General features: G+C 71.6%; 12 protein-coding genes. 6 read left to right on the forward strand and 6 right to left on the reverse strand.

The genetic code is table 11. The annotated features are described in order from the left end of the window. Window positions 1–43 precede the first annotated feature (43 nt). Both ABD333_RS39715 and ABD333_RS39720 read right to left on the reverse strand, forming a co-directional pair. Window positions 44–1,093, reverse strand: coding sequence for an LLM class flavin-dependent oxidoreductase (locus ABD333_RS39715; protein WP_344547783.1), 1,050 nt, complete (start codon window positions 1,091–1,093; stop codon window positions 44–46). A gap of 20 nt (window positions 1,094–1,113) precedes the next feature. Then, a complete protein-coding gene (locus ABD333_RS39720) occupies window positions 1,114–2,304 on the reverse strand; it encodes an ABC transporter substrate-binding protein (RefSeq protein ID WP_344547784.1) in 1,191 nt (396 codons plus the stop codon). A gap of 254 nt (window positions 2,305–2,558) precedes the next feature. Here ABD333_RS39720 and ABD333_RS39725 point away from each other — a divergent pair, with 254 nt between their 5' ends. Genes ABD333_RS39725 through ABD333_RS39735 form a run of 3 tightly spaced genes read left to right on the forward strand, consistent with a single transcriptional unit; the run spans window position 2,559 to window position 6,031 of the window. Continuing rightward, on the forward strand, window positions 2,559–5,051 hold the full coding sequence (locus tag ABD333_RS39725) for a nitrate- and nitrite sensing domain-containing protein (RefSeq protein WP_344547785.1): 2,493 nt from the start codon (window positions 2,559–2,561) through the stop codon (window positions 5,049–5,051). Between the two features lie 7 nt (window positions 5,052–5,058). Further along, window positions 5,059–5,451, forward strand: coding sequence for a DUF742 domain-containing protein (locus tag ABD333_RS39730; RefSeq protein WP_344547856.1), 393 nt, complete (start codon window positions 5,059–5,061; stop codon window positions 5,449–5,451). After that, the gene (locus ABD333_RS39735; RefSeq protein WP_344547786.1) at window positions 5,432–6,031 is read left to right on the forward strand and encodes a GTP-binding protein; all 600 of its coding nucleotides are present in this window, start codon (window positions 5,432–5,434) and stop codon (window positions 6,029–6,031) included. The genes ABD333_RS39730 and ABD333_RS39735 overlap by 20 nt, the downstream gene beginning before the upstream one ends. Before the next feature lie 76 nt (window positions 6,032–6,107). Here ABD333_RS39735 and ABD333_RS39740 read toward each other — a convergent pair whose 3' ends face one another. After that, window positions 6,108–7,697 (reverse strand): MDR family MFS transporter, encoded by a 1,590-nt coding sequence (locus ABD333_RS39740; protein WP_344547787.1) that lies wholly within the window; start codon window positions 7,695–7,697, stop codon window positions 6,108–6,110. Window positions 7,698–7,841: 144 nt separating this feature from the next. Between ABD333_RS39740 and ABD333_RS39745 the strand changes: the two genes are divergently transcribed. Continuing rightward, on the forward strand, window positions 7,842–8,462 hold the full coding sequence (locus ABD333_RS39745) for a TetR/AcrR family transcriptional regulator (protein WP_344547788.1): 621 nt from the start codon (window positions 7,842–7,844) through the stop codon (window positions 8,460–8,462). 23 nt (window positions 8,463–8,485) lie between these two features. Here the strand turns inward: ABD333_RS39745 and ABD333_RS39750 are convergent, their stop codons facing one another. Then, window positions 8,486–9,859: an FAD-binding oxidoreductase gene (locus tag ABD333_RS39750; RefSeq protein ID WP_344547789.1), complete on the reverse strand. Its 1,374-nt coding sequence runs from the start codon at window positions 9,857–9,859 to the stop codon at window positions 8,486–8,488. A gap of 101 nt (window positions 9,860–9,960) precedes the next feature. Between ABD333_RS39750 and ABD333_RS39755 the strand changes: the two genes are divergently transcribed. Beyond that, window positions 9,961–10,857 carry a LysR family transcriptional regulator gene (locus tag ABD333_RS39755; protein WP_344547790.1) on the forward strand — a complete coding sequence of 299 codons (897 nt, stop codon included), beginning with the start codon at window positions 9,961–9,963 and terminating at the stop codon, window positions 10,855–10,857. A gap of 93 nt (window positions 10,858–10,950) precedes the next feature. Here the strand turns inward: ABD333_RS39755 and ABD333_RS39760 are convergent, their stop codons facing one another. After that, the gene (locus ABD333_RS39760; RefSeq protein ID WP_344547791.1) at window positions 10,951–11,418 is read right to left on the reverse strand and encodes an Lrp/AsnC family transcriptional regulator; all 468 of its coding nucleotides are present in this window, start codon (window positions 11,416–11,418) and stop codon (window positions 10,951–10,953) included. A gap of 108 nt (window positions 11,419–11,526) precedes the next feature. Here ABD333_RS39760 and ABD333_RS39765 point away from each other — a divergent pair, with 108 nt between their 5' ends. Further along, window positions 11,527–12,867, forward strand: coding sequence for an APC family permease (locus tag ABD333_RS39765; RefSeq protein WP_344547792.1), 1,341 nt, complete (start codon window positions 11,527–11,529; stop codon window positions 12,865–12,867). Here the strand turns inward: ABD333_RS39765 and ABD333_RS39770 are convergent. Further along, window positions 12,824–14,230, reverse strand: a complete 1,407-nt coding sequence (locus ABD333_RS39770) for a dihydrolipoyl dehydrogenase family protein (RefSeq protein ID WP_344547793.1) — start codon at window positions 14,228–14,230, stop codon at window positions 12,824–12,826. The genes ABD333_RS39765 and ABD333_RS39770 overlap by 44 nt on opposite strands. Window positions 14,231–14,254: the final 24 nt, after the last annotated feature.

A 14,254-nucleotide genomic window follows, 5' to 3' on the forward strand; every position in this document is an offset into this window, starting at 1 on the left:
GGGAGCCCGGGTCAGGCCGTGCTCAGGCCGTGCTCGGGCAGGCTCAGGAGAACGACGGCATGATCTCGTCGTGGATGAGGCGGAGCTGGGTGTTCACGTCCGCGACGCCGGCGACCTCGCGGCCGGTGAAGGACTTCACCAGGGCGCTGTCGGTGATGGCGAGGATCATGTGGTTGACGCCGGACGGTGCGATCTCGCTCTCGATCTTGGCGGTGACCTCGGCCGGGGTGCCCGCGAGCGAGAGCTTCTCGGTGATGTCCGGGGTGGTCAGCTCGATGGCCCTGGCCAGGTCGCCGCCGCCGATCGCCTCGATGATCGGCGCGACGTCCGCCGGGCTCACCCCGTTGCGCTCCAGCTGCTCGGCGGGCATCGCCGAGGCGTAGAGGCCCACCATGCTGCGGGCGGCCTCCTTGGCGGCGGCCGAGTCGGGGCCCGTCGCGAAGACCACCCACGCGCCGATGTCCATCGACCGCCAGTCCTTGCCCGCGCGCTCGGCACCGATGCGGAAGTGCTTCACCGCGTAGTCGTACGCCTCGCGCGAGTAGGACAGCGCGTGGTGCACACCGTCGGACAGTTCGCCGGCCGCCTCGAACGACTTCGGCCCGCGCATCGCACCGATCTTGACGGGCAGGTGCTCCTGGACCGGGCGGGCGAACGTGAACAGGCCGTCGTAGGAGTAGAACTCGCCGTCCCGCGTGATCGTGCCCTCGTCGAGGAGCGTCCGGACGACCCCGACGGCCTCCTTCACCCGGGTGAGCGGCTTGGTCTTCGTCCAGTCAATCTTGTATTGGGCGAGCACCCCGAAGTTGCCGCTGCCCAGCACGACCTCGGCGCGGCCACCGGTGAGCTCGTCCAGGGTCGCGGCGGCCTGCGCGATGAGCGTCGGCTCGCGGAGCGTCACGGCGGAGACGCTCGGGCCGAGGCGGATCTGGGAGGTCTGCGCCGCGGCGGCCGCGAACAGCAGCCACAGGTCCTTGTGCCACGGCTCGTCGGCCGCGTAACAGGCGTAGAAGCCGAGCTCGTCGGCGAGCCTGATGGAGGCGAGCGACTCCGTGAGCGGGTAGTCCGGGAGCATCGCGTAGCTGAACTTCATGGATCTCCTTGCCTTTCGGGTCAGCCCTTGATCTGGGTCCAGGCGCGGGCCCAGCCGTCGTAGTCGACGCAGGAGGCGCCGCGGTCGTCGCCGCAGTCGGCCACCGGCGTCCGCCAGAACGCGATGCGGCGGTAGAACGCGGCGTCGCCGACCTGGAAGTTCTTGCAGAACCCCGGCGCGGTGAACCGGCACGCCTTCGGGTTGGCGGGGGCCTCGCCGAACCACTGCGCGACCTGCGCCTGGACGCGGGCCGAGGTCACCCAGTTCATCCACCGGTACATGCAGTTCGGATGCTGGGCCTTCGACGAGATCATCCAGGTGTCCGACCAGCCGGTCGCCCCCTCGGTGGGGATGGTGGTGTCGACCGGGACCTTCTGGTCCTTGGCCAGGTTGGCGATGACCTGCCACGACGTTCCCGCGTGGTTGTCGCCGCTCTTGAACGACTGGACCTCGTCGAGGTAGTTGTGCCAGTACTGGTTGATGCTGGGCCGCTGCTTCTTGAGCAGGTCCACGGCCGCGTCGAACTGCTTCTGGTCGAGCGCGTAGACGTCCTCGATGCCGAGGTCGGGCCGGTGGGCCTTGAGGTAGAGCGCGGCGTCGGCGATGTAGATGGGCGAGTCGTAGGCGGCGACGTGACCGGCGGCGGGTGAACGCGGGTCCCAGACGACGTTCCAGGACGTGGGCGGCTGGGCGAACTTGTCGGTCCGGTACATCAGCAGGTTCGCGCCGTAGCCGTGCGGCGCCCCGTACATCTGGCCCTTCACCGAGTTGTAGGGCTGGTTCTTGAGGTAGCCCGCGATGTCGCCGTAGTTGGCAAGCAGCCCCGTGTTGACCGGCGCGACGTCGCCGCCGTAGATGAGCCGCAGGCTCGCGTCGCCGGACGCCGAGACGCCGTCGTAGCGGCCGGTCTTCATGAGGGCGACCATCGAGTCCGAGGTGTCGGCGATCTTCGCGTCGACCCTGCAACCGGTCGCCCGCTGGAACGGGGTGACCCAGTCGGCGGACCTGTCGTTCGAGCCGTTCTCGGCGTAGCCGGCCCAGACGACGAGGTTGAGCCGGCCCTCGCCGCGGCCGATTTCCTGCTGGACCGGAATCGCGGGTGGGGCCGCCTCTCCCTTCGGATCGCCGCCGCTGCAGGCGACGGCCGCGGCGGCCGTCAGGACGGCCGTCAGCACGGTGCGGACGAGGCGTACGGATCGAACGTTGATCACGATCGACGGAGTCTAGGGGCACGGAGGGTCGCCACGGGGTGCGATTCGCGTTATCTCGTCTTGATCGCCAAAATTCTCGACATAGAAGCCCATATAGATCGCTTCGGTAGTAGCCTCTCCTGGGTTCGTCGCTATCCGTCACCGACTGAAAGCCTTCCGCTGTGCGAACAAGGGGCCGCCGAGTGGGTTCGGGAGCTGGTCATCGGCGTGGCCGATCGGGACCGGGCCGGTTCAGATCCGTCCGCTTCAAGGTCGTGGCGCTGGTGCTGGTGTCGCTGGTGTCGCTGAGCGCGCTGTGGGCGTTCGCGGCGAGCCTCACGCTGGGCGACGGGTTGAACCTGCGCAAAGTGGACACCGTTCACGACCATTTCGGTTATCCGTCCGGCGCGCTCGCGAGCGCGCTGCAGGCCGAACGCCGGCTGTCGGCGGTCTTCCTCGGCAGCGGCACGGCTGGCGACCAGGCGGCGATGGAGTCCGGCCGGCTGGTGACCGACCGGCAGGCCGAGCTGTTCCGCCGGCTGGCCGCCGACCGCGGCGCCCAGGACGCCGCCTCGGCGCAGGCCAAACGGCTGGCGGGCCGGATCGTCGAGCAGCTCGACGGGCTCCCGGCCACGCGGGCGGCGGTCGAGCGCAAGCGCATGACGCGCGCACAGGCGTTCGGCAACTACACGGCGCTGATCACCGACCTGGGAACGTTGCAGGGCGCGCTGTCCACGCTCCGCAACGCCGACGTGGCCCGGGACGCGCGCAACCAGGTCGCGCTGGTCCGTGCTCGCGAGATGCTCTCCCAGGAGGACGCGTTGCTGGCGGGCGCGCTGGCGGCGGGCCGTGTGACGGCGTCGGAACGCGCCGAGTTCAGCCGGATGGTCGGCGCCCAGCGTACCCTCTACAACCTCGCGGCCCCGGAGCTGACGGACGCCGAGCGGACCTACCTCCAGCGCATCACCGGGACGCCGGAGTACGGCCGGCTCCGCGTGCTGGAGGACCGGTTCGCCGGGCTGAGCCGCCGCAAGCCGGAGGCGGGCGCGGACGTGCTGTGGAAGACGACCGCCGACTCCAACCTCACCCGGCTGCGCGGCCTGGAGCTCGCCCTGGCCGAGGCCGCCGAGCGCCGCGCCGAGCCGATCTCGGACCGCATCATGCTGCGCCTCGTCGTCGCCGGCGCGCTCGGCCTCGTCGCGGTCATCGTCTCGATCGTGCTGGCGATCTGGGTCGCCCGCTCGGTCATCCGCGACCTGTCCGGCCTGCGCCGGGAGGCGCTCGACCTCGCCAACGTCCGGCTGCCCCGGGTGATCCGGCGGCTCCGCCGCGGCGAGGAGGTCGACGTCGCGGCCGAGGCGCCGCCGCTGGCGTTCGGCACCGCGGAGATCGACCAGGTGGGCCAGGCGTTCAACGCCGCGCGGCGCACCGCCATCCAGGGCGCGGTCGAGGAGGCCGCCCTGCGCCGCAGCATCAACGACGTCTTCGTCAACCTGGCCCGCCGCAGCCAGGCGCTCCTGCACCGCCAGCTCGGCCTGCTCGACGCGATGGAACGGCGGATCACCGAGCCGGAGGACCTGGAGGACCTGTTCCGCGTCGACCACCTCGCCGCCCGCATGCGGCGCCACGCCGAGGGCCTGATCATCCTGTCCGGCCAGGCGCCCGGCCGGGCCTGGCGCAACCCGGTGGCGGCCATGGACGTCGCCCGCGCCGCCGCCTCCGAGGTCGAGGACTACACGCGGGTCAACGTGGCGCCGATGCCGAGCGCGGCCGTGGCCGGCATCGCCGTCGCCGACATCGTCCACCTGCTCGCCGAGCTCATCGAGAACGCCGCGATCTTCTCACCGCCGCACACGACCGTCCAGGTCAGCGGGCAGCAGGCGGCGCGCGGCCTCACCATCGAGATCGACGACCGCGGCCTCGGCATGACGCCCGAGGCGCTCGCCGCGGCCAACGAGCGGCTGGCCTCCACGGGCGACTTCGACCTGTCCGACACCGCGCAGCTCGGCCTGTTCGTGGTCGGCCGCCTCGCGCGGCGCCACAACGTCAAGGTGTCGTTGCGCGCGTCCCCGTACGGTGGCACGACAGCGATCGTCCTGCTGCCGCTCGACATCGTCACGCTGGGCGAGCAGCACGAGCTCGACGCGGGACCGGCCGCCCTCACCCGCCGAGCCGAGGACGCGCGCGTCCCGGCCGGCGTGTCGCACGGCCTGCGGGAGGGGACCGGTCCCCTTCCCGAGCTCGGCCCCGGCACGGGCGGCTCGCTGCTGCGCCTGCCGCTGGAAGCGGGCTCCCAGCCGCCGCAGCCCGAGGTGCCGCGGCCTGGCGTTCTGCAGCCGGAGGCGCTGCAACCCGAGGTGCCGCAGCCCGAGGTGTTGCGGGCGCAGGCGCCGCCGCCCACCGGCCCGCCGGTCACCTCCGTGCCGCCGCCGGTGTTCGACGAACGTTCGCCCGCGCCGGTGGTGCCGCCCGAGTCCGCTCTGCCGCCGGTGCCGCCGGGAGAACGGCCCGAGCTCCCGACCCGCCGCAGAGACCCGCAAGACCCCGCCGGGGCCCGGCCCGCCCTGCCGCAGCGCGTCCGCCAGGCCAACCTGGCGCCACAGCTGCGCAGGGACGCCACGGGCACGACGGGCGAGCTGGTCCTTCCGGCGCCGGTCGAAGCCCGCACCGAACGCTCGCCCGACGAAGTCCGCTCGATGATGTCGGCCATCCAGGCGGGCACCAGGCGCGGGCGTGCCGAGCCTGTGGAGGGCGGCGAGGAGTCGTGATCAGGTGATGGCCGGACCCGGGCACGAGTGGTTCGACGAGGAGGCCGGTCCCCTCGTGCGTTCGTACGCGCTGACGCGCGGGCGGGCCCGCCCGGTCACCCGCGAGGGCTTCGACATGATGGCCGTCGTCGAGACCCGGGGACGTCCGGCGTACGGCCAGCAGGGGATCGGGCCCGAGCACCTGGCCATCCTCGACCTGTGCGAGCGGCCGCTGCCCGTCGCGGAGATCTCCGGGCAGCTGCGGCTCCCGCTGGTCGTCGTGCGGGTGCTTCTCGGCGACCTGCTCGACCAGAGCCTCATCGGTGTGGTGCGCCCCCGGCGCGAGGAGACGGTCTACAACGACGGGACCGTCAGCGAACAACTGCTCAGGGAAGTGCTGCATGGACTCGAAGCCCTCTGAAACGGTCCCGTACCCGGTGAAGATCCTGGTGGCGGGCGGCTTCGGAGTCGGGAAGACCACGCTGGTCGGCAGCGTCAGTGAGATCCGCCCGCTGCAGACCGAGGAACTGCTCACCGAGCAGAGCGTCGGCGTCGACGACACCTCCGGCGTGGAACGCAAGACCACGACGACCGTCGCCATGGACTTCGGCCGCATCACGCTCAGCGAACGGCTCGTCCTCTACCTGTTCGGCACGCCGGGCCAGGACCGGTTCTGGTTCATGTGGGACGAGCTCGCGGAGGGCGCGCTCGGCGCCGTCGTGCTGGCCGACACGCGCCGGCTGGCGGAGTGCTTCCCGGCCGTCGACTACTTCGAGCGACGCGGCCTGCCGTTCATCATCGGCGTGAACTGCTTCGACGACGGCTACGACTACACCGCCGAGGAGATCTCCGCCGCGCTCGACCTGGGCGCGGACATTCCCGTCGTGCTCTGCGACGTACGCCGGCGCGAGTCGGGCAAGCAGGTCCTCACCATGCTGGTCCGCCACGTCATCGGCCGCCAGGCCGCCCGGCGCACGGCGGCCGAGGCCACGTCCGGCTGATCGCCCGGGGCCGCGCATGGTCCACCCCACGTGCTCGACAGCGCGGGCCGGGTGCCCGGCCCGCGCGACGGCGTCCTCACCGAGCCCGTCCCGGCGTGACGAGCTCGGCGTCGGCCGCGCGTTCGTCCGGCGGGACCGGCCGCTGTTCGGCGGCCCGGTCGGCGGGGGTCTTGAGCGGGACCTGCTGGACGAACCAGGTCGCGGCGAAGGCCAGCACGCCGAGGGCCGTCGCCAGCAGGAACACCTGGCTGGTGCCGGCCGCCACCGCCTGCTCGTACACGTGGCGCACGGCGTCCGGCAGCTTGGCGAGCGCGGCCGAGTCGAGCTGCGCGTTCTCGCTCGCGCCGGAGGCCGCGCCGCGGTCGGCCATGACCTCCCGCACCCGGCCGTTGAAGAGCGCGCCCGCGACCGCCACGCCGATCGAGCCGCCGATCGTGCGGGAGAGGGTGGCGGTGGACGAGGCGACGCCGATGTCCTTCAGCTCGACGCTCTGCATCGTGATGATCATGGTGGTCTGCATCAGGCAGCCCATCCCGGCGCCGAGGAAGGCCATGAAGACCATCGACATCGGACGGCTGGTGCCGGTGTCCATCCGGCAGAGCAGCAGCATGCCGGTCGTGATCAGCGCGCCGCCGGCGACGACGATCGGCTTGTAGTCGCCGGTCCGGGTGATGAACGGGCCGGCGAAGGCGTTGATCAGCACCATCGACAGGAAGACCGGCATCATCAGGATCCCGGCGTTGGTGGCCGACGCGCCCTGCACCGCCTGCTGGAAGAGGGGCAGGAAGGTCATGGCGCCGAACATCATGACGCCGAGCATGAAACCGATCAGCGTGACCAGGGTGAAGTTGCGGTTGCGGAAGAGACCGAGCGGCAGCACCGGCTCGGCGGCGCGGCGTTCGACGAACAGGAACGCGGCGCCCGTGGTCACGGTGAGCACGCCGAGGCCGACGATCGTGGCCGAGTCCCACGCGTACTGGTTGCCGCCCCAGGTGGTGGCCAGCACCAGTGACGCGATCGCGGTGCCGAGCAGCGCCACGCCGAGGTAGTCGATGCGCGCCTCGCTGCGCTGTTTGGGCAGGTGGAGCACGGTCGCGACCATCACGAGGGCGAGCGCGCCGAGCGGGAGGTTGACGTAGAAGCACCAGCGCCAGCTCAGGTTGTCGGTGATGAAACCGCCGATCAGCGGGCCGCCGATCATGGTCAGCCCCATGACGGCCGAGATCATGCCCTGGTACCTGCCCTGCTCGCTCGGCGGGAAGAGGCTGGCGATCAGCGCGAACGCGCCGACCATCAGCCCGCCGCCGCCGAGCCCCTGGACGGCACGGAACGCGATCAGCTGGGTCATGTCCTGGGACACGCCCGCGAGCACCGAGCCGATGAGGAAGATGACGATCGAGGTCAGGAAGACGCCCTTGCGGCCGTACAGGTCGCCGAGCTTGCCCCAGACCGGGGTCGACACGGCGGTGGCCAGGGTGTAGGCGGTGACCACCCAGGACAGATGCGCCATCCCGCCGAGGTCGCCGACGATCGTGGGCATCGCGGTGCCCAGGATGAGGTTGTCGAGGGACGCCAGCATCATCGCGATCAGCACGGCGCCGAGGACGACGTACTGGTTCCTGGCCTTCGGTGGTGACTCGGCGGTGACGGCCGGCACTTCGGACATGAACGGCTCCTGGGGGCGAGGCCGGAGCGCAACTTACTTGCCGCCCGGCTAGTTATCTTGGGCGACCGTACGGCGCTAACTAGCCGGGCGTCAAGTAAGTTAGGCTCCGACCATCGACCTAGGCCCACGGGGAAGGAGCGTGTCGTGGCCAAGACGCAGACCCGCCGCAAGGACACGCGCCAGCGCATCCAGGACACGGCTCTGGAGCTGTTCCTCGAACACGGCTACGAGAAGACATCGCTGCGCGAGATCGCCGAACGGCTGGAGGTCACCAAGGCGGCGCTCTACTACCACTTCAAGACCAAGGAGGACATCGTCCTCAGCCTCTTCGACCGGCTCGGCACGTCGTTCGACGAGCTGATCGCTTGGGCCGAGGGGGAGCCGCCGACCCTGGAGACCCGGCGCGAGCTGCTCCGGCGTCTCAACGAGGAGCTCGCCGGGAGCACACCGCTCTTCCGTTTCCTGCAGGAGAACCAGGCGGCCATGCGCGACATGCGTCCGGGCGAGGACTTCAAGGACCGGATGCAGTCACTCGCCCGCCTGATCATCGACCAGGAGGCGGACGTCGTCGGGCGCGTCCGCTCGGTGAGCGCCCTGTTCACCGTCTACTTCGGCGGATTCGCGGTGCAGGCCATGGAGGGGCCGATGGAGGAGAAGCGGGCCGCCCTTCTCCAGGTCGCCGACGAGATGCTGACCGCCGCGCACGTGCGCGAGCCCGGCCAAGACGCGGCGAGCGAGGACGCGTCCAGTGGGGACGCGTCCTAGCTCGCGGCATGTCGTCGACAGCGTTATGAGGCCGCCGGACGGATGTGGTGCGTGAGCCGGAACATGTCCCTGGGGTCGTAGACCGCCTTCAGTTCGGCCAGCCGCCGGTAGTCCTCCGGCTCGTACGCGGCGCGCACCTGCTCCTCGGTCGCGTTGTCGCCGAAGAGGAAGTTGAGGTGGCGGCCTCCCGTCGCCCACGGCTTCATGACGTCGGCGAAGGCGCCGTGGACCGGCTCGGGGGCGCCCGGCGTCTCCGAAGGCTCAAGCTTGGTCAGCACGCCGATCAGATACTGCGCGCCACGGTGGCCCACGGCACTCGGGATCGCGGGCGCCGCGGCCAGCGCGCCGCCGAGGTGGCGTACTTCGACGATGGCCCGTTCGGGGGCGCCCGGCCCGGTCAGGTCGAGCACGGCCTGGACCGACTCCGCGCTCAGCTCGTTCAGGAGAACGTGGCTGGAGCGGTAGGCCATCGGCTGATCCGGTTCGTTGTGGATCGTCGCGCTCTTGGCGTACGGCATCGTCTCGACCGTGTCGATGAGGCGCGGCCCCAGGGCGCGCAGGGGCGCGACGAGGCGTTCGCCTTCGGCGGGATCACCGGCGTAGGCGATCCGGATGTGCGCGACATGGCGGCCGCGGAAGACCTCGGGGATCTGCGGAACGTCCGGGAACGGCATCAGCGCGATCGACGAGGTCATCTCGTCGGGGACGCCGGCGGACCACTCCCGGAACGTCCGCAGCGCCTCCGCCGCGAGATCGGTGTCGAAGTAGAGGCCGCCGCCGTAGATCGTGTCGACCGGAACGAGTTCGATCTCCATCCCCGTCACGACGCCGAAGTTGCCGCGCCCGCCGCGCAGCGCCCAGAACAGGTCCGGATCGGTGTCCGGGGTGACGGTGCGCAGGGCGGCGTCGGCGGTGACGACCTCGACGCGGCGGACGCGGTCGGCGGCGTTGCCGTAGCGGCGGGCCAGCAGGCCGACGCCGCCGCCGAGCGTGTACGAGACCGCGCCTACGCCGGGGTACGAGCCGTTCAGCGGAGCGAGGCCGTGGCGCGCAGCTTCCTGGACGACCTCGGCCCAGCGCACCCCCGCCTCAACCCAGGCCGTCCGGGACCCGGCGTCGACGCTCAGGCCGGTCATCCGGCGGGTGCTGATCAACAGGCCGCCCGTCGCGTCGGCGGGCATCCCGTGCCCGGTGGCCTGCACCGCGACCGGCAGCCCGTGCGCGCCCGCGTACTCCACCGCCGCCCGGACGTCCGAGGCGGAGACGGCCGCGACGATCAGTTCCGGCCGGTGCGGTCCGGCGAGCTGGTAGCCGACGCGCTCGCCGTCGTAGCCGTCGTCGCCGGGCCGGATCACCGTCCCGTCCACGCGCGCGGCCAGCGTCTCGAAGTCGTTCATGCTTGCTTCCCCCTCGATGTGGTGCCTTGCGTTATCCACCCTGCCGTCCGGTTTGCCAGAAGTCCAAGAGATAGATCTTCTCGCTGCTAGCATCGTTGGTTATGGAGCTTCGGCAGCTCGAATACCTCGTGGCGGTCACCGAGGAGGCGAGCTTCACCCGCGCCGCCGCGCGGCTGCACGTCGCCCAGCCAGGGGTGAGCGCCCAGATCCGCCAGCTCGAACGCGAGCTCGGGCAACCGCTGTTCGACCGCTCCGGCCGCACGGTGCGCCTCACCGAGGCGGGCAAGGCCGTACTGCCCTACGCGCGGGCCGCCCTGTCCGCGGTCGCCGGGGCGCGGCTCGTGGTGGACGAGCTGACCGGGCTGGTCCGCGGGCACGTCACCGTCGGGGTGATCGAATGGATGAAGATCCTTGACCTGCCCGGGCTGCTGGCCGACTTCCACCGGGACCACCCGCAGGTGGAGATCACCCTGTCCGAGTCCCGCGCCGCCGACATGATCGACTCGCTCCGCGCCGGCCGGCTCGACCTCGGCTTCATCAGCATGGGCACGACGCCGCCGGAGGGCCTGGAGACCCAGATCATCCTGGCGCAGGACGTGGTCGCCGTCGTCGCCCCGGGCGACCCGCTGGCCCGGCGCGACACGATTCCGCTGACCGCCCTCCGGGACCGGGCGCTCATCTGCCTGCCGAAGGGCACCGGGCTGCGCGCGATCATCGACGAGGCGTGCGCCGCCGCCGGCTTCACGCCCGGCGTCTCGTTCGAGATCGGTGACCCGCCGATGCTCGCGCAGCTGGCCGCGCTCGGCCTCGGCGTCGCGGTCCTGCCGCGCTCGGCCGCGCTCGCCTACCGCGACGGGCTGCGGCTGATCGAGATCACGCGGCCCCGCATGACCGGGCGGATCGCGCTCGCCTGGCGGTCGGGAGGGCCGACGAGCCCCGCCGCCCGAGCGCTCATCGAGCTCGCCCGCACGCGCCTGCCCGAGGACGATCAGCGGTGATCAACCGGTGAGGTCGACCAGGCGGCCGTGATCGACCGGTGACGTCGTCCAGGCGGCCGTGCTCGACCGGTGACGTCGTCCAGCCGAGCGTGATCAGCCGGCGGCGTCGTCCAGCCGGCTGAGCGCGGGATTGCGGACCTGCTGGAAGATCACGGAGGTGCGGAAACCGGCGATCTCCTTGCGCTTGCTGAGCCGGTCGAGCAGGAACGAGTGCAGGTGGTCGAGATCCCGCACCCCCACGTGCAGCAGGAAGTCGTCGCCGCCCGCGACGACGAAGACGCTGATCACCTCCGGCAGGCCCGAGGCGAACTCCTTGAACGTGTTGATGACCGAGCGGTTCAGCGGCCGTACCTGGATCGAGACCAGCGCCTGCACGCCTCGGTTGAGCGCGGCGAGGTCGATGTCGGCGTGGTAGCCGCGGATCACGCCGCGCCGGGTGAGTGACCGGACCCGTTCCAGGCAGGTGGACGGGGCGATGCCGAGGCGCCTGGCCAGTTCGCGGTTGGACTGGCGCGCATCCGTTTGGAGGAGGCGCACGATCTCCGAATCAAGTTCGTCCATGACCGGATTATGGCTGGTGTTTCCGGTCAAACGTTCATCTGAGGGGCTATCCGGCCATACAGGTGACTACGTTCACCCTCACTGTCTCGAACGTATGGGGGGATCGTGGTGACATCGGCGACAAAGGGCAGCTCCGTCCGGCCCGTCCGGAACACGGGCGGACTGGGACTGGGAGAGGGCACGGCGCTGCTGGTCGGTTCGGTGCTAGGCCCCGGTGTCCTGGCATTGCCCCACCTCGCCGCGGCGGCGGCCGGACCGGCGTCGATCCTGGCCTGGCTCGCTTTGCTGGCGCTGAGCGTGCCGGTGGCGACCACGTTCGCGGCTCTCGGTTCGCGGCTTCCTGATGGCGGCGGTGCAGCGACCTACGTGGCCCGTGCCTTCGGGGCGCGGGCGGGCGCCGTCGTGGGCTGGTGGTTCTATGCCGCGGTGCCGGTCGGCACGCTGGCGGGAGCGCTGATCGGCGGCGAGTACGTCGCGGCGTCCCTCGGCGGCGGCCGGGCCATGGCGGTGGCGATCGCCTGCGGCCTGCTGGCCCTGGCGTTCGCGGCCAACCACGCGGGCCTGCGCATGTCGGGCCGGATTCAGCTGTTCCTCGTCACGGCGCTGGCCATGCTCCTGGTGACCGCCATCGTGGTCGCGGCTCCACGGGCGGACGCCGCCAACTTCACCCCGTTCGCGCCGCACGGCGCGATGGGCGTCGTGCACGCCGCGGGGGTGCTCTTCTTCGCGTTCGCGGGCTGGGAGGCGGTCAGCCACCTGTCGGCCGAGTTCGCCGACAGCCGCCTGCTGCCGCGTGCGACGTCGCTGACGCTGGGCATCGTCGGCGTGCTCTACCTCGGCCTCGCCCTGATCGTGACCGGTGTCCTCGGCGAACGCGCCGCCACCTCCGCCGTGCCCCTCGCCCTCCTGCTCGAAGAGGGCTTCGGTGGCGCGGCGCGGCCGGTAACCGCCGTAGCGGCGCTCGTGCTGAGCTTCATCGCCATCAACACCTACGTCGCCGGAGGATCTCGCCTGGGCGCCGTGCTCGCCCGCGACCATGCTCTGCCGGGATGGTTCGCCCGCGGCGCCGAGCCTGGCCGGCCGCCCCACCGCAGCCTGGCCCTGCTGGCCGTCCTCACCGGCGCCGGCGCCGTTCCGGTCGTGGTCAGCGGGCTCGGGCTGGACGCCCTGATGCGCGCCACGGCCGCCTGCCTCGCCGCGGTCACCGTGCTCGCCATGGCGGCGGCCGTGCGACTGCTGGCGGGGCGCGGCCGGGTCGTCGCGCTGGCGGCGACCGCGTTCACGGCCGTCGTGGTGGCCTCCTGTGGCGCCTTCCTGCTGCTGCCCGCCCTCCTCGCCGTGGCGGGGCTGCGGCCGAACGCGCGCCGTACGGAGGTTGGCCGTACGGAGGTTGAAGGCGGAGGTGTCAGAGACCGTACTCTTCCAGCAGGCGCAGCCAGATCTCGCTGACGGTGGGGAACGACGGGACCGCGTGCCACAGCTTTTCGAGCGGGACCTCGGCGGTGACGGCGATCGTGGCCGCGTGCACGAGCTCGGCGACGCCCGGACCGGCGAACGTCACGCCGAGCAGCACCTTGCGGCGTTCGTCGACGACCGCCTTGGCCCGGCCCTTGTAGCCATCGCCCAGCAGGTATGCGCCACCGACGTTGCCGAGGTCGTACTCGACGGCCCGTACGTCGAAGCCCTTGTCGCGGGCGGCGGCCTCGGTCAGGCCGACCGCCGAGACCTGCGGGTCGGTGAACACCACCTGCGGAGCGCCGTAGCCGTCGGCCGTGTCATGCAGGGACGGCCGGTCGTCGCTCTCGCCCTTGGCGCGGGCCGCGATGACGTCACCGCAAACGCGCGCCTGGTATTTGCCCATGTGGGTGAGCAGGTTGCGCCCATTGAGGTCGCCGACCGCGTACAGCCACTCGCTGCCCGGGACGCGCATGCTGTCGTCCACCTCGACCGGCTTCTTGACGTCGAGCCCCGCCACGTCCAGCCCGAGATCGCCGGTGGCGGGACGGCGGCCGGTGGCCACCAGCAGCTCGTCCGCCTCGACCGTCGACCCGTCCGACAGGTGCAGGGTGACCGTGCCGTCCGCGCTCCGCTCCACGCGCCGTGCCTCGGTGTTGAACCGGACGTCGATCCCGCTCTTGCCGAACGCCTCGGCCAGCAGTTCCCCGGCGAACGGCTCGACGCGTTCCAGCAGCCGCCCGCCCCGGACGATGAGCGTCGTCTCCTCCGCGCCGAGCGCGTGCAGGGCCTGCGTCATCTCGCACGCCACCACACCGCCGCCGATCACGGCCAGCCGGCGGGGCACCTCGCGGACGGTCGTGGCGTCCCGGCTGGACCACGGCTTGGCCTCGGCCAGCCCTTCGACCGGCGGAACGACCGGCACGCTGCCGGTCGCCAGCACCACCGCGTGCCGGGCGCGGACGACCGTGACCGCGCCGTCGGCCCCGGTCACCGTCACCTCGCGCTCGCCGGTCAGGCGGCCGCGGCCGCGCAGCAGCGTCGCGGGCAGCTTCGCGATCCACTCCGCCTGCCCGCTGTCGTCCAGATGGGAGATCGCCTCGTCCCGCCGGGCCAGCACTTTCGACACGTTCACCGGGCCGAGCTCCAGCCCGGGAACCCGTCCGACCTCGCCCATCAGGTCCATCGGCCTCAGCAGCGCCTTGCTGGGGATGCACGCGTAGTAGGAGCACTCACCCCCGGCCAGATGTTCTTCGACCACCGCGCAGGTCAGCCCGGCGCGCACCACCCGGTCGGCCACGTTCTCACCGGCGGGGCCGGCGCCCACAACGACAACGTCGATCTCTACATCGGCCATGTGACCACGGTATCCTTCCGCACT

Origin of the sequence: Actinomadura fulvescens (genome assembly GCF_039533225.1) — a bacterium.
GTDB classification, from domain to species: Bacteria; Actinomycetota; Actinomycetes; order Streptosporangiales; family Streptosporangiaceae; genus Spirillospora; species Spirillospora fulvescens.

Coding starts and splice junctions, on each gene's coding strand:
- ABD333_RS39770 (WP_344547793.1), bottom strand. CDS start 14,230: ATGGCCGATGTAGAGATCGACGTTGTCGTTGTGGGCGCCGGCCCCGCC.
- ABD333_RS39735 (WP_344547786.1), top strand. CDS start 5,432: ATGGACTCGAAGCCCTCTGAAACGGTCCCGTACCCGGTGAAGATCCTG.
- ABD333_RS39760 (WP_344547791.1), bottom strand. CDS start 11,418: ATGGACGAACTTGATTCGGAGATCGTGCGCCTCCTCCAAACGGATGCG.
- ABD333_RS39740 (WP_344547787.1), bottom strand. CDS start 7,697: ATGTCCGAAGTGCCGGCCGTCACCGCCGAGTCACCACCGAAGGCCAGG.
- ABD333_RS39755 (WP_344547790.1), top strand. CDS start 9,961: ATGGAGCTTCGGCAGCTCGAATACCTCGTGGCGGTCACCGAGGAGGCG.
- ABD333_RS39730 (WP_344547856.1), top strand. CDS start 5,059: ATGGCCGGACCCGGGCACGAGTGGTTCGACGAGGAGGCCGGTCCCCTC.
- ABD333_RS39750 (WP_344547789.1), bottom strand. CDS start 9,859: ATGAACGACTTCGAGACGCTGGCCGCGCGCGTGGACGGGACGGTGATC.
- ABD333_RS39715 (WP_344547783.1), bottom strand. CDS start 1,093: ATGAAGTTCAGCTACGCGATGCTCCCGGACTACCCGCTCACGGAGTCG.